Source organism: Lelliottia sp. JS-SCA-14, from assembly GCF_035593345.1.
Taxonomy (GTDB): Bacteria; Pseudomonadota; Gammaproteobacteria; order Enterobacterales; family Enterobacteriaceae; genus Enterobacter; species Enterobacter wanjuensis.
In genome coordinates, this window is sequence record NZ_CP141606.1 from 3,202,476 (window position 1) to 3,225,403 (window position 22,928).

Annotated in this window: 20 protein-coding genes; 8 read left to right on the forward strand and 12 right to left on the reverse strand. The window is 55.3% G+C overall.

All coding sequences use genetic code 11. The annotated features are described in order from the left end of the window. Positions 1-39: 39 nt before the first annotated feature. From mdtQ to U9O48_RS14990, 3 genes are all read right to left on the reverse strand, one after another. On the reverse strand, positions 40-1,458 hold the full coding sequence (mdtQ, locus tag U9O48_RS14980) for a multidrug resistance outer membrane protein MdtQ (RefSeq protein WP_285144044.1): 1,419 nt from the start codon (positions 1,456-1,458) through the stop codon (positions 40-42). Positions 1,459-1,799: 341 nt separating this feature from the next. Continuing rightward, positions 1,800-2,732, reverse strand: a complete 933-nt coding sequence (gene dusC / locus U9O48_RS14985; RefSeq protein WP_282495084.1) for a tRNA dihydrouridine(16) synthase DusC — start codon at positions 2,730-2,732, stop codon at positions 1,800-1,802. A gap of 72 nt (positions 2,733-2,804) precedes the next feature. Further along, entirely contained in the window at positions 2,805-3,071 is a 267-nt protein-coding gene (locus tag U9O48_RS14990; RefSeq protein ID WP_285158703.1) for a hypothetical protein, read from the reverse strand. Positions 3,072-3,286: 215 nt separating this feature from the next. Here U9O48_RS14990 and U9O48_RS14995 point away from each other — a divergent pair, with 215 nt between their 5' ends. From U9O48_RS14995 to sanA, 4 genes are all read left to right on the forward strand, one after another. Continuing rightward, positions 3,287-3,685, forward strand: coding sequence for a CidA/LrgA family protein (locus tag U9O48_RS14995; RefSeq protein ID WP_282495086.1), 399 nt, complete (start codon positions 3,287-3,289; stop codon positions 3,683-3,685). Continuing rightward, positions 3,682-4,377 carry a CidB/LrgB family autolysis modulator gene (locus U9O48_RS15000; RefSeq protein WP_285158702.1) on the forward strand — a complete coding sequence of 232 codons (696 nt, stop codon included), beginning with the start codon at positions 3,682-3,684 and terminating at the stop codon, positions 4,375-4,377. Before U9O48_RS14995 ends, U9O48_RS15000 begins: the two co-directional genes overlap by 4 nt. A 128-nt stretch (positions 4,378-4,505) precedes the next feature. Next, positions 4,506-5,390 (forward strand): cytidine deaminase, encoded by an 885-nt coding sequence (cdd, locus tag U9O48_RS15005; RefSeq protein ID WP_285158701.1) that lies wholly within the window; start codon positions 4,506-4,508, stop codon positions 5,388-5,390. 129 nt (positions 5,391-5,519) lie between these two features. Continuing rightward, complete coding sequence (gene sanA, locus U9O48_RS15010; protein WP_282495088.1) at positions 5,520-6,239, forward strand: outer membrane permeability protein SanA; 720 nt, start codon at positions 5,520-5,522, stop codon at positions 6,237-6,239. Positions 6,240-6,891: 652 nt separating this feature from the next. Here the strand turns inward: sanA and mglC are convergent. The 7 genes from mglC to U9O48_RS15045 form a co-directional block, all read right to left on the reverse strand. Further along, complete coding sequence (mglC, locus tag U9O48_RS15015; RefSeq protein WP_100779526.1) at positions 6,892-7,902, reverse strand: galactose/methyl galactoside ABC transporter permease MglC; 1,011 nt, start codon at positions 7,900-7,902, stop codon at positions 6,892-6,894. A 15-nt stretch (positions 7,903-7,917) separates the two neighbouring features. Then, positions 7,918-9,438, reverse strand: a complete 1,521-nt coding sequence (gene mglA, locus U9O48_RS15020; protein ID WP_282495089.1) for a galactose/methyl galactoside ABC transporter ATP-binding protein MglA — start codon at positions 9,436-9,438, stop codon at positions 7,918-7,920. Positions 9,439-9,516: 78 nt separating this feature from the next. Next, entirely contained in the window at positions 9,517-10,515 is a 999-nt protein-coding gene (gene mglB, locus U9O48_RS15025; protein WP_010433541.1) for a galactose/glucose ABC transporter substrate-binding protein MglB, read from the reverse strand. Positions 10,516-10,810: 295 nt separating this feature from the next. Further along, positions 10,811-11,833, reverse strand: a complete 1,023-nt coding sequence (gene galS / locus U9O48_RS15030) for an HTH-type transcriptional regulator GalS (protein ID WP_282495091.1) — start codon at positions 11,831-11,833, stop codon at positions 10,811-10,813. Positions 11,834-11,988: 155 nt separating this feature from the next. Further along, on the reverse strand, positions 11,989-13,146 hold the full coding sequence (yeiB, locus tag U9O48_RS15035) for a DUF418 domain-containing protein YeiB (protein ID WP_285149295.1): 1,158 nt from the start codon (positions 13,144-13,146) through the stop codon (positions 11,989-11,991). Positions 13,147-13,162: 16 nt separating this feature from the next. Continuing rightward, complete coding sequence (folE, locus tag U9O48_RS15040) at positions 13,163-13,831, reverse strand: GTP cyclohydrolase I FolE (RefSeq protein ID WP_095282673.1); 669 nt, start codon at positions 13,829-13,831, stop codon at positions 13,163-13,165. 104 nt (positions 13,832-13,935) lie between these two features. After that, a complete protein-coding gene (locus U9O48_RS15045) occupies positions 13,936-15,084 on the reverse strand; it encodes a YbfB/YjiJ family MFS transporter (RefSeq protein ID WP_285149294.1) in 1,149 nt (382 codons plus the stop codon). A 137-nt stretch (positions 15,085-15,221) separates the two neighbouring features. On the opposite strand from U9O48_RS15045, the gene fghA reads away from it, so the two are divergent. Then, positions 15,222-16,061, forward strand: coding sequence for an S-formylglutathione hydrolase (gene fghA, locus U9O48_RS15050; protein WP_285158699.1), 840 nt, complete (start codon positions 15,222-15,224; stop codon positions 16,059-16,061). 236 nt (positions 16,062-16,297) lie between these two features. Beyond that, complete coding sequence (locus U9O48_RS15055; RefSeq protein ID WP_285149292.1) at positions 16,298-18,283, forward strand: ligand-gated channel protein; 1,986 nt, start codon at positions 16,298-16,300, stop codon at positions 18,281-18,283. A 60-nt stretch (positions 18,284-18,343) separates the two neighbouring features. On the opposite strand, the gene lysP is transcribed toward U9O48_RS15055, so the two are convergent. Then, positions 18,344-19,813, reverse strand: a complete 1,470-nt coding sequence (gene lysP, locus U9O48_RS15060; RefSeq protein ID WP_285149291.1) for a lysine-specific permease — start codon at positions 19,811-19,813, stop codon at positions 18,344-18,346. 130 nt (positions 19,814-19,943) lie between these two features. Further along, complete coding sequence (gene yieE / locus U9O48_RS15065; protein WP_324722746.1) at positions 19,944-20,810, reverse strand: DNA-binding transcriptional regulator YeiE; 867 nt, start codon at positions 20,808-20,810, stop codon at positions 19,944-19,946. Positions 20,811-20,932: 122 nt separating this feature from the next. On the opposite strand from yieE, the gene U9O48_RS15070 reads away from it, so the two are divergent. Together U9O48_RS15070 and nfo are read left to right on the forward strand one after the other, a co-directional pair. Continuing rightward, a complete protein-coding gene (locus tag U9O48_RS15070) occupies positions 20,933-21,979 on the forward strand; it encodes a YeiH family protein (RefSeq protein WP_324722747.1) in 1,047 nt (348 codons plus the stop codon). A gap of 63 nt (positions 21,980-22,042) precedes the next feature. Beyond that, positions 22,043-22,900, forward strand: a complete 858-nt coding sequence (nfo, locus tag U9O48_RS15075) for a deoxyribonuclease IV (protein WP_324722748.1) — start codon at positions 22,043-22,045, stop codon at positions 22,898-22,900. Positions 22,901-22,928 lie beyond the last annotated feature (28 nt).

Genomic DNA, 22,928 nt, shown 5'->3' on the forward strand with positions numbered 1-22,928 from the left:
CGCACAATCGCAAAGAGGTAAGTATAGATAACCAGGGGTTTAGCTGTGGTGATACCCGCCGCCGAGCGCGGAGGTGAGCTGCAGCGTGGCGTCAACATACTGCCCCTGCAGCGTCAGACCGGCGATTTGCTCCTGCAGGGCCGGAATTTTCACTTCGCTGACGCGCGAACCGGCAATGATCCCGGCGTTGAAACGCGCCTGCGCCTGGGCCACCACGCGGGCGGTATCGGCTTCGATCTTCTGCTGTTGCTGGGTTTTATTGATGAGGGTATCCACTTCACTGGCGGTGCGCGCCACCTGATTCACCGCATCCACCACCGCTTTGTTGTAATTCGCGACGGATAAATTGCTCTGCGCCTGGGCGATATCCAGATTCGCGTTCAGTCGTCCGCTGTCGAAGATCGGCAGCGTGAGCCCTGCGGTGACACCCATCTGCTGCGCCGACGAGCGGAACAGATCGCTTAAGTGCAGCGCGTCCTGTTGCAGGAATGCCATCAGGTTAACGTCTGGATAAAAGGCCGCTTTCGCCGCATCCACGTCGTTCATGGACGCTTCGATATACCAGTGCGCTTCCTGCAGATCCGGGCGGCGCGCCAGGAGTTCGTAGCCAAGCGTTGGCGGCAGCGAAGCCTCGGTTTTCGGCAGTGCGTGCGGGGTCAGTTTCATCGTCGAGGTATTGGTCAGCGCCTGCAGACGCGCCTCGATGGCTTTCATTTTCCCGTGAACTTCAGCCATCTGCTCTTCGGTTTTACTGGCGTTGATGTCGGTCGCGACACCCTGGATGGATGAATTAATGCCCTGCTGGTAGAGCTCGCGATCGACGGCGATGATCGACTGTTGCTCCTGCTTAATGTTAGTGAGCACGTTGCCTATCGCAGCCTGGGTTTGCCACTCCCAGTACAGGCGCGCGACGCTGCTGGCGAGCAGCTGGCGGGTCTGTTCCATCTCAGCTTTCTGCGCGTTGACCTTGCCGATCCTGGCCTCGACCATTGAGCGGTTTTTACCCCACAGATCCAGATCCCAGCCAGCGGTCAAGCCAAAGGTGCCATTGGTGTACCACGGCCCGGTGGTGCCCGCCGCCGGGTCGGTGAAGGCAAACGGGCCCATCAGCCCTTCTGCCGACATTTTTTGCCGCTCGGCATCGGCGGAGAAATCAATCTGCGGCCCGTCGGCGGCCATCGCCATTTTGGCCTGGGCTTCTGCCAGAGCGATGCGCTGATGGGCAATCTGCATATCCGGGGCATCCGCCTGCGCTTTCGCGATCAGGGCATTGAGCTCCGGGTCATTGAAATCTTTCCACCACTCATTTTTGGGCCACTGGGTATGGGCGAGCTGAGTGTTGATTTGGGTTGCGGGCGCCTGCTGTTTCAGCGAGGCCGCCGTGTCGTGGCCTGGCGCGCATGACACCAGTAATAAAGAGAGAGGTAGGCTAAAAAATACAAGAGTTGAACGTTTCATCACGCATTCACTTAAAAAAGAAAGACGCAAATTACGCCTGCTGCTTTTCTTTTTTTTAGTAACCCGTGGCAACCAGTATTTAGAAACACACTCACACAGGTGGAAATTTATTCACCATATGAATCAGTTAATTATATTCATTCTTATGGCTTATTGTTTGCCGCTGCCGTCTGGCTGCTACACTTTACGTGATTGAAGCTCAATGGCGAGGGAGAAGGGAATGAAGATACTACTGTGGATTATCCTGATTATTTTCTTGATTGGCTTACTGGTGGTAACCGGCGTGTTTAAAATGATTTTCTGATGGTTTGCCCGACCGGCGCGCGCCTGTCGGGCCACACTTATTTGGACTGGATCACCCTGGCAATCTCTGCCGAGGTTTGCAGTGTACGAATCTCCTGAAACAACCCCAGCGCCTCAGAATATTCTTTGCGTAAGTAACTCAGCCACTGCTTAATGCGCGCCACGTGATACAACCCGGTGTCGCCCTGCTTTTCCAGACGCGAGTATTTTTGCAGCAGTGTGACCACATCCGGCCACGGCATACGCGGTTCGTTGTACTTCACCACCCGGCTAAGGTTGGGGATATTCAGCGCGCCGCGACCGATCATCACCGAATCACAGCCCGTCTCTTTCATACAGGCCTGCGCGCTTTCATAGTCCCAGATTTCACCGTTGGCGATCACCGGTATCGACAGACGCTTGCGGATTTCCCCGATCGCCTGCCAGTTAATTCGCTCTGCTTTGTAGCCGTCATCTTTGGTTCGGCCATGAACGACAAGCTCCGTCGCCCCGGCCTGCTGCACCGCATCGGCAATTTCAAACTGTCTGTCGCCGTTGTCCCAGCCCAGACGGACTTTCACCGTCACTGGCAGATGAGCGGGCACCGCTTCGCGCATCGCTTTGGCACCGCGATAAATCAGCTCAGGATCTTTTAGTAAGGTCGCACCGCCGCCGCTGCCATTGACCATTTTCGACGGGCAGCCGCAGTTGAGATCGACGCCGTAGGAACCGAGCTCCACGGCGCGGGCCGCGTTCTCCGCCAGCCATTCCGGGTATTGCCCCAGCAGTTGCAGACGCACCAGGGTGCCGGAGGTGGTCCGGCTCTGGCGATGCAGCTCCGGGCAGAGTCGATAGAACGACTTTACTGGCAACAGCATATCGACCACCCGCAAAAACTCGGTGACGCAGAGATCGTAATCGTTCACTTCCGTCAGCAGCTCGCGCACTAAGGAGTCGAGCACACCTTCCATCGGTGCCAGTAAAACACGCATTCGTAGACCCTGTGAAAAAAGAGGCGCTATAGTAGCCGCTCTCTGGTGGCCTGCAAAGATCTTAACGCAGGTCTATCTCATCACCAGGTAGCCCACTGCTGCGGCAACGACCACAATCAGTACCGTAAAAATCGGGCCCGTCGCGAAAGCGTATAAATTCAGCTCTTCTTCTTTTTTAATGTCGTGGTAACGCGCCAGCGCGCTTGAGGCATCCGCCGCTTCGATCTCTTCAAACTCCTGCTCATAGCCCTGCTGTTTCAGGTGCGATGCGGCATTCGTATCGCCTGTCCTGACTGTCGAAATCTGTGTACCTTTCCTGAAAAAGATGAAATTTGACATACAAAGCCCCTGTCCAAGAGAGTGGATTTATCATATCACTGCTTCAAAAATAGTCACCGCAACTACACTGTTTTGACAGGCTTTTACAATGAATCCTATGGAAACGCCCGACGTTCCAAAAGGGAATGTCTGGTATGCTCAAAATTCATGTTGTGATCCGTAGCACGTTTCTATGTTTAATTGTATGATGAATGCGTTCCCCCAAGGACTATCACATGAGCAAAACTCTCAATATCATCTGGCAGTACCTGCGCGCGTTCGTGCTGATTTATGCCTGCCTGTACGCAGGGATTTTTATTTCATCTCTGCTGCCTATCACTATTCCCGGCAGCATTATCGGCATGCTGATTCTGTTTTTACTGCTGGCGCTGCAAATTCTGCCCGCCAAATGGGTCAATCCTGGCTGCTTCGTGCTAATCCGCTATATGGCGCTGCTGTTTGTGCCGATCGGCGTCGGGGTGATGCAGTATTACGATCTGCTTAAAGCCCAGTACGGTCCGATCCTGGTTTCCTGTGCCGTGAGTACGCTGGTGGTGTTCCTGGTGGTGAGCTGGAGTTCGCATCTGGTGCATGGCGAACGTAAAGTGGTTGGGCAGAAAGGAAGTCAAAAATGATGGCCAATATCTGGTGGTCGCTGCCGCTGACATTAGTGGTATTTTTTGCCGCACGAAAACTTGCCGCGCGTTTCAAGATGCCGCTGCTCAACCCGCTGCTGGTGGCGATGGTGGTGATTATTCCGTTCCTGCTGCTGACGGGGATTCCGTACGAGCGCTATTTCGCGGGCAGCAAAATTCTCAACGATTTGCTGCAGCCCGCCGTGGTGGCGCTGGCCTTCCCGCTGTATGAACAGCTGCACCAAATCCGCGCGCGCTGGAAGTCGATCATCACCATCTGCCTGATCGGCAGCGTCGTCGCGATGGTAACGGGCACCTCGGTTGCCCTGCTGATGGGCGCATCGCCACAAATCGCCGCCTCTATTCTGCCGAAATCCGTGACCACGCCGATTGCGATGGCCGTGGGCGGCAGCATCGGCGGGATCCCGGCGATCAGCGCGATGTGCGTTATTTTTGTCGGTATTTTGGGCGCGGTATTCGGTCATACCCTGCTAAATTTAATGCGTATCCACACCAAAGCCGCCCGCGGGCTGGCGATGGGGACGGCCTCGCACGCCCTGGGCACTGCGCGCTGCGCCGAGCTGGACTATCAGGAAGGCGCGTTCAGCTCGCTGGCGCTGGTGATTTGCGGGATCATGACCTCGCTGATTGCCCCGTTCCTGTTCCCGATAATTCTGGCGGTGGTGGGCTAAAATTTGCGATGCGTCGCGCAAATTTCATTTTGTTTTCATAAGTTGCATACATAATGAGAAGTGGATCACATATAAAGCGCTATCGGCTCCGTACACTACCGATCCATTAACCTTTATGAGGCATTGCCATGCACCCACGTTTTCAAACTGCTTTTGCCCAGCTCGCAGAGAATTTGCAATCAGCCCTGGCTCCGGTTCTGGCGGATACGCACTTCCCCGCCCTGCTGACTGCGGAGCAGGTCACGACGCTTAAACAGGCAACGGGACTGGACGAAGACGCGCTGGCTTTCGCACTGCTGCCGCTGGCTGCCGCCTGCGCCAGAGCCGATCTCTCCCATTTCAACGTTGGCGCTATTGCGCGCGGCGTGAGCGGGACCTGGTATTTCGGCGGGAACATGGAGTTCCTGGGTGCGACCATGCAACAGACCGTCCACGCGGAGCAAAGCGCCATCAGCCATGCCTGGCTGCGCGGTGAAAAAGCGCTGCAGGCCATCACCGTGAACTACACCCCTTGCGGCCACTGCCGTCAGTTCATGAATGAGCTGAACAGCGGGCTGCAGCTGCGTATCAACCTGCCGGGTCGCGAGCCGCACACGCTGGGCGACTACCTGCCGGACGCCTTCGGTCCGAAAGATCTGGATATTAAAACCCTGCTGATGGACGAACAGGATCACGGCTACGCCCTGACCGGCGATGCGCTGGCACAAGCGGCGATCAAGGCGGCGAACAAAAGCCACACCCCGTACAGCAAATCGCCAAGCGGCGTGGCGCTGGAACTGCGTGATGGCAACATCTTCTCCGGGAGCTATGCGGAAAACGCCGCCTTCAACCCGACGCTGCCTCCGCTGCAAGGCGCGCTGAACCTGCTGAGCCTGAACGGGTACGACTATCCGGATATCCAGCGCGCGATTCTGGCTGAAATTGCCGATGCGCCGCTGATCCAGTGGGACGCCACCGCCGCCACGCTGAAAGCGCTGGGCTGCACCAGTATCGACCGTCAGCTTCTGGCCTGATTCTCCTGTGCGGGCAGAAATGCCCGCCCTGCTGATGAAAATCCCCCCAATCAAACCGCTGTTTCTTGCGCTTACCAGGCGGGTAAAGTAGCCTGAGTAAAATTTCCCTCCACGGAACGAGCCATCTTCATGTTAAAGCGCGTGTTTTACAGCCTGTTTGTCCTGGTCGGCATTCTGCTGTTGACGGTGCTCGGCCTCGACCGCTGGATGAGCTGGAAAACCGCCCCCTATATCTTTGACGATCTGCAGGATTTGCCTTATCGGCAGGTCGGCGTGGTGCTGGGCACCGCCAAATATTATCGTACCGGCGTGATTAACCAGTATTACCGCTACCGCATTCAGGGCGCGCTGAACGCCTACAACAGCGGCAAGGTTAATTACCTGCTGCTGAGCGGGGATAACGCCCTGCAGAGCTATAACGAGCCGATGACCATGCGCAAAGATTTGATTGCCGCAGGCGTCGATCCGGCAGATATCGTGCTCGACTATGCCGGGTTCCGCACCCTGGATTCCATCGTCCGTACACGTAAGGTCTTCGATACTAACGATTTTATCATCATCACTCAGCGCTTCCATTGCGAGCGCGCGCTGTTTATCGCGCTGCATATGGGCATTCAGGCCCAGTGCTATGCGGTGCCTTCTCCGAAAGACATGTGGAGCGTTCGCGTGCGTGAGTTTGGTGCACGCTTCGGGGCGCTGGCGGATCTTTATCTGTTCAAGCGTGAACCGCGGTTTTTAGGGCCGCTGGTACCGATTCCGGCAATGCATCAGGTGCCAGAGGATGCGCAGGATTATCCGGCGGTGACGCCGGAGCAGTTGCTGGAATTGCAGAAGAAAGAGAAGAAATAATTGAATTGGTTTTGAGTGTTATGCCGATCAATTAAGCATCAGAGGTTGTTCCGTTCACCTTATGTTCAGCAGAATATAATCGCTTAATCACCTGTGAACGTGACAAGGGGCCTGCGCGGGCCCCTTGTCAATCCCCGCGCCCCGCCATGAAATCGGTGCTTCGCACTGCGCTCACCTCCCGGCCTGCTGCCCGCGGTCGGCTCGACTCGACATCCTGTCTCGTTTCGCCTCTGGCCGCCATCCCTGGCGTCCAGCCCTTGTCATCTGGCCTCCGGTTCGCCGATTTCTGCGGGGGCCCAACACCGGTGCCACATTCAGACGGTTGTGAAGCTGGAGGGAACGTGAGTCCGGCTGAAAATCGCCGAAGCGTTTCCTGGAGGCCGGGTCGAGGCGCAGGGATGCGCCGAGAGGGTGCGACCTGCATGGATGCAGGATCGCGCCCGACCCGAAAGCCGCAAGGAATAAGCTGAGGGCACCGCGAAGCGGCGATTTTCTTTGCCGGGAGCCGGGATTGTTAAGGGGGCGGCGGTAGCCCCCTTAACACGTTCACCGCAGAGAAATTAGCAGGAAGCAGAGAACCGGAAGTGAACGGAACAATTCCACTGCTCCAACATAGGACTTTGGGAAAGCATTCCATTCATACCTGAAAAAATTACTTCTTACGCGCGTACTTCAGTGAATCCAGCGCTACCGCGAAGATAATAATCGCGCCCTTAATGATGTACTGCCAGTACGGGTTCACGCCGATGTAAGTCAAACCGTAGTTGATAACGGTGAAAATAATCACACCCGTCACCACGCCCACTACCGTACCCACACCGCCGCTGAAGGACACACCGCCCACCACGCAGGCTGCGATCGCATCCAGCTCGTACATAAAGCCGAGGTTGTTGGTGGCCGAGCCGATACGACCCGCTTCCAGCAAGCCACCGAAGGCATAGAACACGCCAGACAGGGCATAAATCATCAGCAGGTTCAGGGCCACGTTCACGCCAGACACTTTCGCTGCTTCCGGGTTACCGCCGATAGCGAAGATGTTTTTACCGAAGCGCGTTTTGTTCCACAGCACCCAGACGAAGGCTACGGCAATCAGCGCGTAGAAGGTGATGTATGAAAGTCGGAAACTGCCCAGCGCCACAAAGCCTTGCGCGAAGGTCGAGAAGCCGCTGTCGAAACCGGAAATCGGGGATGCACCCACGAAGTCGTAGTACAGGGAGTTGATACCGTAAACGATAATCATCGTGCCCAGGGTGGTGATAAACGGCGTCACGTTCAGGTAGGCGATAATAATCCCGTTGATCAGACCGATAATGGCACCGACCACGCAGACGATCAGCACGACCACGATAATCGGCATGGTCGCCATTTCCGGGAACACCTTGTTGGCGTTTTCCATCGACTGCAAAAGCGTTGCCGCGACAACCGCCGCCAGGCCAACCTGACGCCCGGCTGACAGGTCCGTACCCTGAGTCACAATCAGCCCTGCCACGCCGAGTGCGATGATGATACGCACCGAGGACTGGGTCAGAATGTTACTCAAGTTAAGCAAACTTAAGAACGTAGGGTCCTGGAAAATAATAATGGCCAGCAATACTAAAAGAACGACGTAAATACCGCCCTCTTTCAGATAAGTGAGAAAACTTTTTTTATTTAACGCACTCATGAGGAGCCCCTGATCTTAAAGGTGCAAAGACGCAAGACGGAGAATTTCGTTTTGCGTTGTCGTTTTGGTGTCAACAATTCCGGCAACGAGACCATTGCTCATGACCAGAATACGATCTGTGATCCCTAACAATTCCGGCATTTCGGAAGAAATAATAATGATCCCTTTATTCTTTTTAGCCAGTTCAGCAATCAGCTGATAGATTTCAAATTTTGCACCTACGTCGATACCGCGCGTCGGTTCATCAAGCATTAAAATTTCTGGTTGGGTTAATAACCAGCGACCAATAATAACCTTCTGCTGGTTACCGCCGGAAAGTGAACCGATTTGTGTCTGATGTCCTGGCGTTTTTACACGCATGGAGTCGATAACCCACTGGGTATCGCTTTTCATGCGGGAGGTATCCAGCAGACCCATCTTATTTTTGTAATTACGAATGTTGGAGATTAACGAGTTAAAGTTAATATCCAGATAAGCATAAATCCCCGTTGAGCGACGCTCTTCTGTCACCAGGGCAAAACCGTGGTTAATCGCTTCGTTGGCGTTATGGTTATTAATGCGTTTACCGTGCAGCGTAATAGTGCCGTCCGATTTTTCGCGGATACCAAATAAGGTTTCCACGATATCGGTACGTTTCGCCCCGACCAGACCGGCGATGCCCAAAATTTCGCCCTTGTGCAGGTCGAAGGAGACATCACGAATGGAAGGCTGGCGCAGAGACGTCAGATTACGCACTTCGAGGATCACTTCACCCGGCTTGTTCTCTTTGTCCGGGAAGCGCTGGTTCAGGGAGCGACCAACCATCATGGCGATGATCTTGTCCATATCCAGCCCTTCGAGCGGTTGAGTGGTGATCCACTGACCGTCACGCAGGATGGTGATCTCATCGCACAGCTGGAAGATCTCTTCCATTTTATGCGAGATATAGACAATGCCACAGCCACGCTCTTTCAGCTTACGGATAATAGTGAAAAGGTGATTCACCTCTTTTTCCGTCAGTGATGACGTCGGCTCATCCATAATCACGATTTTCGCGTTATAAGAGAAGGCCTTGGCAATTTCAATCATCTGCATTTGTGAAACGGATAAAGTGCCTACGCGTGCGCGCGGGTCAATATCAATATCCAGTTCATCAAAAATCGCTTTGGTATCACGATACATTTTGTCCTGATCGACAAATACGCCTTTGGTCGGATAACGACCCAGCCACATATTGTCCATAACAGAACGCTGAAGCACCAGGTTTAATTCCTGGTGTACCATCGAAATCCCATTCTCCAGTGCTTCTTTGGCGGAATGGAAGTCGATCTCTTTCCCCTGAAAAAGAATGCTACCAGAATCTTTTTGGTAGATCCCAAAAAGGCATTTTAATAATGTCGATTTACCCGCACCGTTCTCCCCCATCAACGCATGAATAGAGTGAGGACGCACTTTTAAATTAACATTATCGAGAGCCTTAACGCCGGGGAAGGACTTGTTAATACTGCTCATTTCTAACAAGAATTCGCCTGACGACTGAGTATTTGTGCTGACCATAATTATACCTTGACGGCCTCGCATATCGCGTTATAAAAGGGCGCAACGAATTGCGCCCTGTGAGAACAGGCAATAAACTTATTTACCGATAAACTCAGCCAGGTTTGACTGGTCTACGCCCACGTAAGGTACGCGAACAATTTTGTTCTCGATTTTCCAGGTAGTGCCATCAGCCGCACCTTTGCCGTCGGCCAGGTTTTTCGCCAGATCGAAGGTGGCTTTCGCCTGGTTGTTGGCATCGTTCAGCACGGTACCGGCCATTGCGCCAGATTTCACCAGGGCCAGCGCTTCTGGCAGTGCATCCACGCCGAAGACCGGAATAGAAGATTTGTTGTGTGCTTTCAGCGCTTCAACCGCACCCATTGCCATCGCATCGTTGTTGGCAATAACCACTTCGATTTTGTTAGCGTTCGGGCCAGACAGCCACGCGTCCATCTTATCTTTTGCCTGAGCGGTATCCCACATTGCGGTGTCTAACGCCAGCTGCTGAGTTTTCAGACCTTTGTCGTTCAGCTCTTTGATAACGTAGGTAGTACGTGCTTCAGCATCCGGATGGCCCGGCTCGCCTTTCAGCAGCACGAACTGAATTTGACCGTCTTTGTTCAGGTCCCAGTTCGGGTTCGCTGCCCAGTGTTTCGCGATCAGATCGCCCTGAATAATACCGGACTCTTTAGAGTCAGTACCGACGTAGAAGGCTTTGTCATAGCTGTCCAACGCTTTGCGGGAAGGCTCTTTGTTGAAGAAGACGATTGGCACATTCTGGCCGCGCGCTTTCTCAATCACGGTACCTGCTGCCGCTGGGTCAACCAGGTTGATAGCCAGGGCTTTCACGCCTTTCGCCAGCAGAACGTCGATCTGGTCGTTCTGTTTTGACTGGTCGTTCTGGGAGTCATTCATCAGCAGCTGAACGTCTGGCGCTGCTTTAGCATCTTTCTCGATCGCTTTACGCACAACAGACATAAAGTTGTCGTCGTATTTATAGATTGTCACACCAATACGGGTATCCGCAGCGTGCGCAGCCGCACCAAAAAGCATGCTTGCCATAACAGCAGACAGAGTCAACACCTTCTTATTCATGGTATCTCCGGTTTTTTTTATGCAGGGTAGTTCTTGTGAATAACGGTCGGCGGGCAGGTGTTAACAAAACGTTACTGACAGCCGAAGTTCACTTATAAAATTTCTATCTTCCGTGTTCGGTAACGCTCCAGTAATGCGTTTTATTTGTCGTTTGGGGCACTTTAGCTATAGTGAAAGTGATTAATCACCGTTACATAGCGTTTCAGCTCCTAAAACGCTGACATCATAGTCAGCGGCTTGTTAAGATACTGTGAATTTACTCACAGATTGAAAACGGTTACATCGCCCGATGTAATCAGTTAGTGATCGGAGCCACAATTTGCTTAACAGCCACTGAATGACGACGCACTAAAGTCGGCATGAAACAGTGTGTTGCGCTCACATCCTGCTGCCCTGCGGCCCCCTGTAACGCCAGCTCCGTCGCCAGTCGGGCCATTGACGCAATCGGGTAACGCACGGTGGTAAGCTGCGGATCCGTGTAACGGGCTATCGGAATATCATCAAAACCAATCAATGACAGATGCTGCGGCACCGCAATGCCGTTGTCTTTCAGCGCGGTCAGCGCCCCGGCGGCCATGCTGTCGTTGTAGGCAAAGACGGCGGTCAGCTGCAGGTTACGCCCGAGTAGCTCGACCATTGCGGCCTCCCCTCCCGGCATGTCCGGCGATCCGGTGCCAATCCAGCTGTCGGACGGCACAATCCCGGCCTCTTTCAGGGCGTTTTGCCACCCTTCCCGACGCATATCGTCATCTTCAATATGGTGACTGGAGGCGAGATAGCCGATGCGCTGATGGCCGTTATTGAGCAGCATGCGCGTCGCCATCATCGCCCCGCTGACGTTATCCAGCGTCACGCAGCGATGGGCGTAGCCCGGCACCACGCGGTTAATCAGAACCATACCGGGGATCTGATCCATAAACCCGGCCAGCTCTTCATCGCTGAGAGCTTTTGAGTGGACAATCAGGGCGTTACATCGCTGGCGAATCAGCACCTCAATGGCATGACGCTCTTTTTCAGCCTCGTGATAGCTGTTACCGATCAGCACATATTTGTGGTGCTGCTGGGCGACAACGTCCACGGCTTTCACCAGCGCGCCAAAGAAGGCATCCGACACATCCATCACCACCACGCCGATGGTGTCGCTCACCTGGGTGGCGAGCGCCTGCGCATTGGCGTTGGGCCGATAGCCAAGCTGCGTCACCGCTTTCATCACGGTTTCACGCGTTTCAGGGCTGACCAGCGCGCTGTTGTTCAGCACGCGTGAGACGGTAGCAACAGAAACACCCGCGATGCGGGCTACGTCACGAATGGTGATCATATTCACCATCCTTAAATGGATTGCAGCAACTCACAGACACCCCCTGTGTTTAGCAAGGAGGCTATTCTGGCAGTGACGAAGAGGGGACTACGTGAAGAAGGTCACACAGATGAAAACGTTTACATCCGTTTTGTTAATGATTGTGATCCAGATCGTTATCTGGATGTATTACTCAATGATACACCTGCAGCACGTGCGGTTAATTGACGCCACAGCCATTCCAGCGGTCCCTGACGGAAAAAGCGCAGCCAGATGACGGAAAACACCATGTTCACTGCCCAGACCGGAATAACAAACGCCAGCAGCTGGAGTCGGTCGAATTTCATAAACAGGCCGAACCGATAGAAAAGCGTGGTGCAGATCAGGGTTTGCAGCAGGTAATTGCTCAGCGCCATGCGCCCAACGCAGGCCACGGCAGCCACCAGCCTGAAGCGCGCGAGCTGCGGCCAGAAGCCATAAATCAGCGCTGCGTAGCCGATGGTCTGGAACGGTGCGCCCAGCTCACGCGGGGCCTGTAACAGGAACGCACACCAGCGGTAGTCCCAGTCCAGCACCCACTGCGCGACGACGGCGGGAAGATTAATGATCACCCCCACCAGCACCAGAATCACGCCCGTGCGGCGGTAATGGGCGAGACTAAACTCCCCTTTCAGCCAGCCGGTGCGCATCAGGGCCGCGCCCATCAGCATCATTCCTGCCAGCTGCCAGCCGTACTGCGCGCCGAGCGCAATCAGGTTATCGCCGAGCATATCGGCGCGATTGCTGATGGCTTCAACGCCGCCTTTGAGCTTCCAGAACTGCTCATACTGCAGGTTCGCCGCATCCGGTATCCACGAACGGTTGGTTGCCCCGCCGGAGATCATCCCCAGCAGCACCAGCACACCGATACCAATGAGATACAGAATGACGCCGGTGTTAAACAGGTTTTTCACGTCGTGCGCGTCGCGGATCATGCGCCAGCAAATCAGGCCGACTAATCCATAAGCCAGCAGAATATCGCCGTCCCAGAAAAAGAGACCGTGGATAAAACCGAGCAGCACCAGCAGCGTCAGGCGCGACTGGATCCAGCGCTTGCCGCGTTTGAGCAGCAGCTGTAGCCCTGCGCCGAAGAGGAGTGCAAAGAGGGTGAGGAATTTAACCTGTGCGAAAAGGTCGAGGATCGCCCAGGTCCAGGCGTCGCTGCGGGTGATCTCGCCATACCAGGCAGGATTGAGATACGCCGCCTTGGGCAGACCAAAGGCGGCGATATTCAGCAGCAGGATACCGAGAATGGCCACGCCACGTACAAAATCCAGCGTGACATTACGCTCCATTTATCCTGCCCTGTGATTAGTTGTGGTGACGCACGGCGCGCAGAAACTCCTGGCGAGTGTTCTGGCTGGACTTGAACAGTCCACCCAGCGAGGTGGTGGTGGTCGCGCTGGTCGCATCGCGAACGCCACGCGCTTTCACGCAATAATGGACGGCATCAATAGATACAGCCACATTGTTGGTGCCCAGCAGCGTTTGCAGCGCCGTCAGGATCTGCTGGGTCAGACGTTCCTGCACCTGCGGACGCTGGGCGAAGAACTGCACGATGCGGTTGATCTTCGACAGACCAATCACCGTATCTTTCGGGATATAGGCCACGGTGGCTTTCCCGTCGATGGTCACGAAGTGGTGTTCGCAGGTGCTGGTCAGGGTGATATCGCGCACGGTCACCATTTCATCCACCTTCATCTTGTTTTCGATGACGGTGATTTTTGGGAAGTTGGCGTAATCCAGGCCGGAGAAAATCTCATCGACATACATTTTTGCAATGCGATTCGGCGTTTCCATCAGGCTGTCATCGCTCAGATCGAGATTCAGCAACTGCATGATCTCGGTCATGTGCCCGGAAATAAGACGTTTGCGTGTTTCTTTGTCCAGTTCATTAACGGGCGGGCGCAGCGGGGTTTCGAGACCACGCGCAACCAGCGCTTCGTGAACGAGAGCGGCTTCTTTACTGAGTGATGGCATTATTTTTCTCCTGCAGGTGTGGCTGCCTTTTGCCCTCTTTGAAGCAAAAGTGTGCGCTCATTGTGCGTGAGGTGACGCACATAATCCAGTATTCACGGCGATAATTATTGCAATTGTTGCAGCCTTTCGGCCTGACGATCCCAGACCAGCCACCCGCCGACGAACAGCGCCACGCCCGCCAGGCCCAGCGCCGGTTCAAGCTGATGGGTCAGCCACGTCGATAACGCTGACGTCACCGGACCCACTAATTGGCCCAGCGCATACCCGGTGGTCAGTAATCCGGCCATGTAGCGCGTGTGATTCGGCGCCAGTTCACGCCCGCACAGCAGCGACAGCTGAACGGCGCACAGGAACCCGCCGCCGACCAGCAGCGCGCCGGTCACCAGGCCACCGATTCCCGGCATCAGCCAGGCGGCAAACACACCCAGCCCCTGCAACCACAGGACCATCGACAGGCGACGGTTCGAGGTCGAGACGTGACGCAATGCGATACTCAGCGCAATCCCGGCGACGGACGCCGCACCAAACACCGGCCAGACAAACTGCGCAAACAGGCTGCCGGGAAAGCGTACCGCGGCCATTTGCGATAAAAAGGTCGCCGGCAAAATGTAGCCAAAACCGGCGAGGCTGTAGCTCCAGACCAGACGACGTAGATCGGTGGTCAGCACCAGCGGCTCCGGCGCGGTCCCGGGGCGATGCAACTGCCCGCCGCGCGGGAGATAGCGCGCCACCAGCACAATCAAAATCAACGCCAGCACGCCGTAAATCTGCCACGCCGCACCGGCGGAGAGCGAGCGCGCCTGAATATAGACCGCCAGCAGGCCGCTTAAGGCAATCCCCGCCCCCGGCCCGGCGAACACCGCGGCGCTCAGCCCCGGCTTACCGAAATGAGCCAGACGTTCGTTGGTCCACGCCGCGATCAGCACCATCGACCAGCCGCTCATGCAGCCAATGACGAAGCGGATCAGGCCGTGAACAACGGCGTTATCCGCGACAGCTGACAGCAGCGTCAGCGCCACCCCGCCGAAAATCCCGAGGTACAAACGCCCTTCAACAAACCGGTGCGCGCGCATGGCATCCCACGCGCCGACTAAATAGCCCAGATAGTTCATGGCGGCCACCAGTCCGGCGCTGGTCAGCGTCAGTTGCCCGGCCGCAATCATCAGCGGAACCTGAGGGGTAAAAGCAAAGCGCCCTATCCCCATCGCCACCACTAAAACCACAAATCCGCTGAGCGCGATACGCAGCGCCATGATCGCCCCGATTGTTAAAATTTAGTTAATTCATGATGCAACATCTCGACTTAATGCGGAAGTGAAAGTTGCTCACAGGTGAATGAATAATCTGTATTATGGATTGAGTGAATATCAATACTTATCAGGAGCCTTGCATGGAACTGCTCGAAGAGCACCGTTGTTTTGAAGGTCGGCAGCAGCGCTGGCGCCACGACTCCAACACTCTGAACTGCACTATGACCTTCAGCATTTTTCTGCCGCCGACGGCAGATAACGTTAAACCGCCGGTGCTGTACTGGCTTTCCGGCCTGACCTGCAACGACGAAAACTTCACCACCAAAGCGGGCGCACAGCGCGTTGCCGCTGAGTTAGGCATTGCGCTGGTGATGCCTGACACCAGCCCGCGCGGCGATGATGTCGCGGACGATGCCGGATACGATCTCGGTAAAGGTGCGGGTTTCTACCTGAATGCCACCCAGGAGCCATGGGCCAGCCACTACCGGATGTACGATTATATCCGCGAAGAACTGCCCACTCTTATCAAAGCGCAGTTTGCCGTGAGCGATCGCGCGGCGATCAGCGGACACTCCATGGGCGGCCACGGGGCGTTGATTCTGGCGCTGAAAAATCCTGGGACGTTCACCAGCGTCTCCGCGTTTGCGCCTATCGTAAACCCGACGCAGGTGCCGTGGGGGCAGAAAGCGTTTTCGAACTATCTGGGCAACGATGAATCCACCTGGCAGGAGTGGGACAGCTGTGCGCTGATGCAGGCCAGCCAGTCGCAAGACGCCATCCCGACCCTAATCGATCAGGGTGATGCGGATCAGTTCCTGGCGAATCAGCTGCAGCCCGCCGTACTGGCGGAAGTGGCGCGGCTAAAAAGCTGGCCGCTGACCCTGCGCATTCAGGAAGGTCATGACCACAGTTACTATTTCATTGCGTCCTGGATAGAGGACCATCTCCGCTTCCACGCGGAGCATTTGTTCGCTAAATGAAACAGGAGGGCGAAAGCCCTCCATCTTTACATCTCTTTATCCCACTGAAATTTCGGCACTTTACCCTTCAAGACCATAAACACAAATGAGTTCAATTATCATTTGTGTTTACAAATAAACATTCTTTTGTACAATTCCTCACTCTTCTCCATCACAAAGAGTTCTTAAAAGACAAATACATACAGTTCTCAGGGTTATCCCGATGGAGTTTTATTCATTTTAAACGGAATGTACAAATGACAATACCCCGCCTTAAGGTTCTTGCTGTCGCAGTTTGCGCAGCGACCTTACCACAGCTCGTTCACGCCGCCGATCAAGATACCGTTGTCGTCACCGCCACGGGTTTTGAGCAGAAAATTCAGAACGCACCGGCCTCGATCTCTGTCATTTCTAAACAGCAGATCGAAGATAAGGCCTATCGCGATGTTACCGATGCACTGAAAGATGTCCCGGGCGTTGTCGTGACCGGCGGTGGCAGCAGCAGCGATATCAGTATTCGCGGAATGTCCTCTCAGTACACGCTTTTCCTGGTCAACGGCAAGCGCATCAGCACCCGCAGCACCCGTCCAAACAGCGATAACGCAGGGATCGAACAGGGCTGGCTGCCGCCGCTCGAATCCATTGAGCGAATCGAAGTCATCCGTGGGCCGATGTCCTCGCTGTATGGCTCAGACGCTATGGGCGGCGTTATCAACGTCATCACCAAGAAAGTCTCGAACACCAAGGGCTGGACGGGCTCCCTGCACGGTGATGCCACTTTCCAGGAAAACAATGACTCCGGCGATCTGTTCCAGACTAACGCCTACGCGTCTGGTCCGCTGATCGACGGATTACTCGGTGCAAAAGTCACAGGGCTTCTCTCCCGCCGCGCCGAAGATAAAATCGAGAACGGTTTCAACGAGCAGAAAATGCGCAACGGCGGCGTAACCCTCAACTTCACGCCAGACGAGAAAAACGATTTCGATCTCGACTATGCGCGTGAACTTCAGGACCGAAACAGTACGCCGGGGATGTCTAAAGCTACCGAGACCTGCCGCGGAAATACCTGTACGCCGAATACCAAAAGCGAAACGCGCTACGAGCACACCACCTACTCGTTAACGCACAGCGGTTATTACGACAGTTTCAACTCCACCAGCTACATCCAGCAGGAAGAGACCAATAACCCCGATCGTGAAATGCGCTCTTACAACACGACCTTTAACAACCAGAATCAGGTCTTCCTGGGCGACCATACCCTGACGCTGGGCGGTCAGTATCACTATGAAAAATTGCGTGACAACGGTAACCAGCTGGAAGCGGCAGATGGCCTGAGTAAACTGACGCGCTGGAACTGGGCGCTGTTTGCGGAAGACGAGTGGTCCATGACCGAGAGCTTTACGCTCACCGGCGGCCTGCGTATGGATAAAGACCAGAACTACGGGACTAACTGGACACCGCGCGGCTACGGTGTGTGGCATCTTGCCGAGCAGTGGACCCTGAAAGGTGGCGTGTCTGCCGGTTATCGTGCGCCGGATCTGCGTCAGTCTTCCGCCAACTGGGGCCAGGTCACCGGGGGCGGACGCCTCGATGGCATCATCGTCGGCAACCCGGACCTGAAACCTGAGAAGAGCCTGAGCGAAGAGATCGGCCTGCTGTGGGACAACAACGACAATCTCAACGCCGGTGTGACCCTCTTCAATACCGATTTTAAAGACAAAATCACCGAAGTTCGTCGCTGTAACAGCAGCTCCGATCCTGCCTGCACCATTGGCGACCATAGCTACGATTTCGTCAGCGATCGCGTCAACGTCGATAAAGCGAACATGCGCGGTGTGGAATCGACCTTCGGCTGGGAAATCACGAAGGACGTGAACTGGACCGCCAACTACACCTATACCGAATCTGAGCAGAAGAGCGGTCAGTTCTCCGGTAAGCCACTGAACAAAATGCCTAAGCATATGTTCAATACCACCCTGGACTGGCAGGCCACTCAAGATGTTGGCTTCTGGAGCCGTCTGAATCTTCGCGGCAAAACCTCTGAGTATCTGAGCCGTACCTCCATGTCTCAGGGTACGCCATCTTATACTCAGGTCGATGTTGGTCTGCGCTATAACGCAAACAAAAACCTGCTGGTTTCCGCCGGGGTGTATAACGTTCTCGATAAGCAGATTGATTACGATACCTACGACACGGTACTCGATGGACGTCGCTACACTGTGGGCATGACTTACAGTTTCTAAGCGCCCAATAAAAAGCCCCCGGCAGCGATGCCGGGGGCTTTTTTGTATCTTTCAAGAAACTTACTGCTTAAAGCGTCCCGGGAAATCCATTTCGCTGTAGCGGACGAAGCGGGTTCCTTTCGTCAGTTTGTAACCAAACCAGATGATCAGGAACAGAGGAATACCAATATAGGTCGCCATGACGCCGCCCCAGTCGATGGTGTCAGACAGGAAGGCTTCGTAGTTCTGGCCGAGGGTGATGATCAGGCACAGAACAAAGGCGAAGATCGGCCCCAGCGGGAAGAAACCAGAGCGGTACGGCAGATCGTTAATGTCGTGCCCCTGCATGACGTAGCCGCGACGGAAACGATAGTGGCTGATGGCAATCCCGAGCCAGGCGATAAAGCCGGTCATCCCGGAGGTGTTCAGCAGCCACAGGTAAACCGTCTGGTTACCAAACATCGACGTCAGGAAGCACAGGCCCGCCACCACGGTGGTCGCATACAGCGCGTTACGCGGCACCCCGCCACGAGACAGTTTAGAGAAGATGCGCGGCGCTTTACCGTCGCAGGCCAGGGTGTAGAGCATACGCGTTGAAGCATACATCCCGGAGTTACCCGCCGACAGCACAGCCGTCAGGATCACCGCGTTCATCACCGCCGCCGCAGACAGCAGACCCGCATGCTGGAAGACCAGCGTGAACGGGCTGACGCTGATGTCTTTCACATCGTTACGCAGCAGGCTTGGGTCGGTGTAAGGAATAATCAGGCTGATAATCAGGATCGCGAACACATAGAACAGCAGAATACGCCAGAACACCTGACGCACCGCGCGCGGGATGTTCTTCTCCGGATCTTCAGATTCACCGGCCGCGATACCAATCAGCTCGGTACCCTGGAAGGAGAAGCCGACAATCATCGCCACGCCAATCATCGCCGCAAAACCACCGGCGAAAGGCGCTTCGCCTATCTGCCAGTTGCTCCAGCCCGCAGGTTGCGCACCTTTGAAAATGCCGACGATCATCGCCACACCGACGACGATAAAGATGATGACGGTCGCGACTTTAATCAGCGAGAACCAGTACTCCGCTTCACCGAAACCGCGTACAGAGATGTAGTTCAGCAGGAAGATCACGGCGAGGAAGACGGCGCTCCAGATCCAGCCTGGCGTGTCCGGGAACCACCAGTTCATCACCAGCTGCGCGGCCACGAGGTCAACGGCGATGGTTACCGCCCAGTTGTACCAGTAGTTCCAGCCCAGCGCGAAGCCGAAGCCTTCTTCAACGTATTTTTGGCCGTAGGTAGAGAAAGAGCCAGAGACCGGCATGTAAGCGGCCAGTTCGCCCAGACTGGTCATCAGGAAGTACACCATCAGGCCAATCAGCATATAAGAAAACAGCGCGCCACCCGGGCCTGCCGCTGAAATAGTTGCACCAGAGGCAACAAAAAGACCTGTACCGATGGATCCGCCAATAGCGATCATCGTCAGGTGACGCGCCTTGAGTTCGCGACGTAGCGCGGGCGCTTCTGTGGTTTTAGTTTCGGAAACCATATGAAAATGCTGTCCATTCAAAAAATGAGGCGAGATTGTAGCAGACGATCCGCGAACCTTCTGGCAGAAATACTCTGTTATAAGAGAGCTTCATGACTGCCCCGAAATTATAAGTAAAGCAGAGCCTCAGCTACATTTCGCAATAGCGCAAAAAGCGCTGCAGGGAATTCGACAGGTGTTTCTGGCGATGATGGATGCACCACAGGGTACGCACCAGCTTCGGCAGCGGAACCGGAATTTCAATCAGCGACCCGCTTTCAAGCTGCTCGGCGATGACCCGTCGGGATAAGCAGCTGATCCCCAGACCGTGTCGCACGGCGTGCTTGATGGCCTCGGAATTCCCCAGCTCCATACCGAGCTGAAACTGCGGCAGATGCGACAGCAGCAGGTAATCGACGATTTCACGCGTGCCGGAACCGTGCTCGCGCAAAATCCACGGGGCCTGCGCCAGGCGCTCCAGCGTCACTTCGCCCTGCAGCAGAGACGATGCGGGAGAGGCAAACACCACCAGCTCATCTTCCAGCCAGGGTTCCGCAATGATATCCACGTTATGGCACGGGCCTTCGATCAGCCCGATGTCGACGCGGAAATCGATAATCGCGTTAATCACATCCTGACTGTTACCCACGCTCATCTCCAGCGGCAGCGACGGGAAATCGCGGCGATAGCGGGCAATCACTTCCGGGAGAATGTAGTTCCCGATGGTGCTGCTGGCATACACGCGGATAGCACCGTTGTCTTCCCGGAACAGTTGCTCGATTTCGACGGCCTGCTCCAGAAGAGCCAGCGCGCGCGGGTAAAGCAGACGCCCGTGCTCGTTCACCACCAGCCGCTTCCCTACCCTGTCGAAAAGCTGAACGCCGAGCTGCCCTTCCAGATCCGTCAGCGCCGCGCTGACCGCCGACTGAGACAGGGCCAGACGCTGCGAAGCCTGGGTGGTCGACCCGCTTTTCAGCACTTCGGCAAAAACTTCCAGTTGACGCAATGTAATGTGCATAGTGGCCTTCCGCGCGGGTAAGCGCCTTGCTTACCACTTATAAAGATTAATTATAAATATATAATCAATTTTATTTTTAAGCCAGAGCACCGTAACCTTTTAGCCAGACAAAGGAGAAGGTTATGACTGAAATCACTCTGCACCCTCATCGTACAGTGTGGCACTACGTTCCAGGACTTGCGCTGAGCGCACTCATCACCGGCGCAGCATTATGGGGCGGCAGTATTCCGGCCGTGGCCGGGGCAGGATTCAGCGCATTAACGCTGGCCATTCTGATCGGCATGGTCGTCGGGAATACGGTTTACCCTAAAATCTGGAGCACCTGCGACGGCGGCGTGCTGTTTGCCAAACAGCACCTGCTGCGCCTCGGGATTATTCTTTATGGTTTTCGCCTCACCTTCGCGCAGATTGCCGATGTGGGCGTGAGCGGCATCGCCATCGACGTGCTGACGCTCACCAGCACCTTTTTGCTGGCCTGCTTTATCGGGCAAAAAGTGTTTGGCCTCGACAAGCAAACCAGCTGGCTGATTGGTGCGGGGAGCAGCATCTGCGGGGCCGCGGCGGTCCTGGCGACGGAGCCGGTGGTGAAAGCGGAATCCAGCAAAGTAACCGTTGCGGTGGCGACGGTGGTGATCTTCGGTACCCTGGCGATTTTCCTCTATCCGGCCATGTACCCGCTGGTCGCCCACTGGTTCACACCGGAAACTTACGGCATCTATATTGGTTCGACCATGCATGAAGTGGCGCAGGTGGTTGCGGCAGGCCATGCCATCAGCCCGGACGCCGAAAATGCGGCGGTGATCTCCAAAATGCTGCGCGTGATGATGCTGGCTCCGTTCCTGATTATTCTGGCCGCGCGCGTGAAACAGCTGACTCCGGCAGGCAAAGGCGAGAAAAGCAAAATCACCATTCCGTGGTTCGCGATTCTGTTTATCGTGGTGGCGGTGTTTAACTCCTTCCACCTGCTGCCTAAAGCGGTCGTGGATATGCTGGTCACGCTGGACACCGTTCTGCTGGCAATGGCAATGGCCGCGCTGGGTGTGACCACGCACGTCAGCGCCCTGAAAAAAGCCGGTGCCAAACCGCTGCTGATGGCACTGATGTTGTTTGTCTGGCTGATTGTGGGCGGCGGCGCGATTAACCTGGCGGTTCATAGCCTGATGGCATAAACCACTACATCCTTCTCCTGTTAACCCGCTATCATAAGCGTTTCGGGTTAACAGGAGTCCCCTATGAAATACGTTGGAGCGCACGTGAGCGCAGCAGGTGGTCTTGCGAATGCCGCCATTCGCGCCGCCGAAATCGAGGCGACTGCGTTCGCCCTGTTCACCAAAAATCAGCGCCAGTGGCGCGCGGCACCGCTCACCACTGAAGTGATTGATGATTTCAAAGCCGCCTGCGAAAAGTATGGTTTCGGGCCGGGTCAGATCCTTCCCCACGACAGCTACCTCATCAACCTCGGCCATCCGGTCGAGGAAGCGCTGGAGAAGTCGCGTGATGCGTTTCTCTATGAGTTGCAGCGTTGCGAGCAGCTTGGCCTGACGCTGCTGAACTTCCATCCGGGCAGCCACCTGATGCAAATCGATGAAGATGCCTGTCTGGCGCGTATCGCCGAATCTATTAACATCGCGCTGGCGCAGACGCAGGGCGTAACGGCAGTCATTGAAAACACCGCCGGTCAGGGCAGCAATCTTGGGTTTAAGTTTGAACATCTGGCGGCAATTATCGACGGCGTGGAGGATAAATCCCGCGTCGGCGTGTGTATCGATACCTGCCACGCGTTTGCCGCAGGCTATGACCTGCGCTCCCGCGAAGAGTGTGAAAAAACCTTCGCAGAGTTCGAACGTATCGTGGGCTTTAAGTATTTGCGCGGGATGCACCTGAACGACGCCAAGAGCGCGTTCGGCAGCCGCGTTGACCGCCATCACAGCCTCGGCGAAGGGAACATCGGTCACGACGCGTTCCGCTTTATCATGCAGGACGACCGCTTTGACGGCATCCCGATGGTGCTCGAAACGGTGAATCCGGATATCTGGGCGGAAGAGATCGCCTGGCTGAAAGCACAGCAAACGGCTGAACAAGCCGCATAAAAAAAGCCGGGTCGCGTAAGCACCCGGC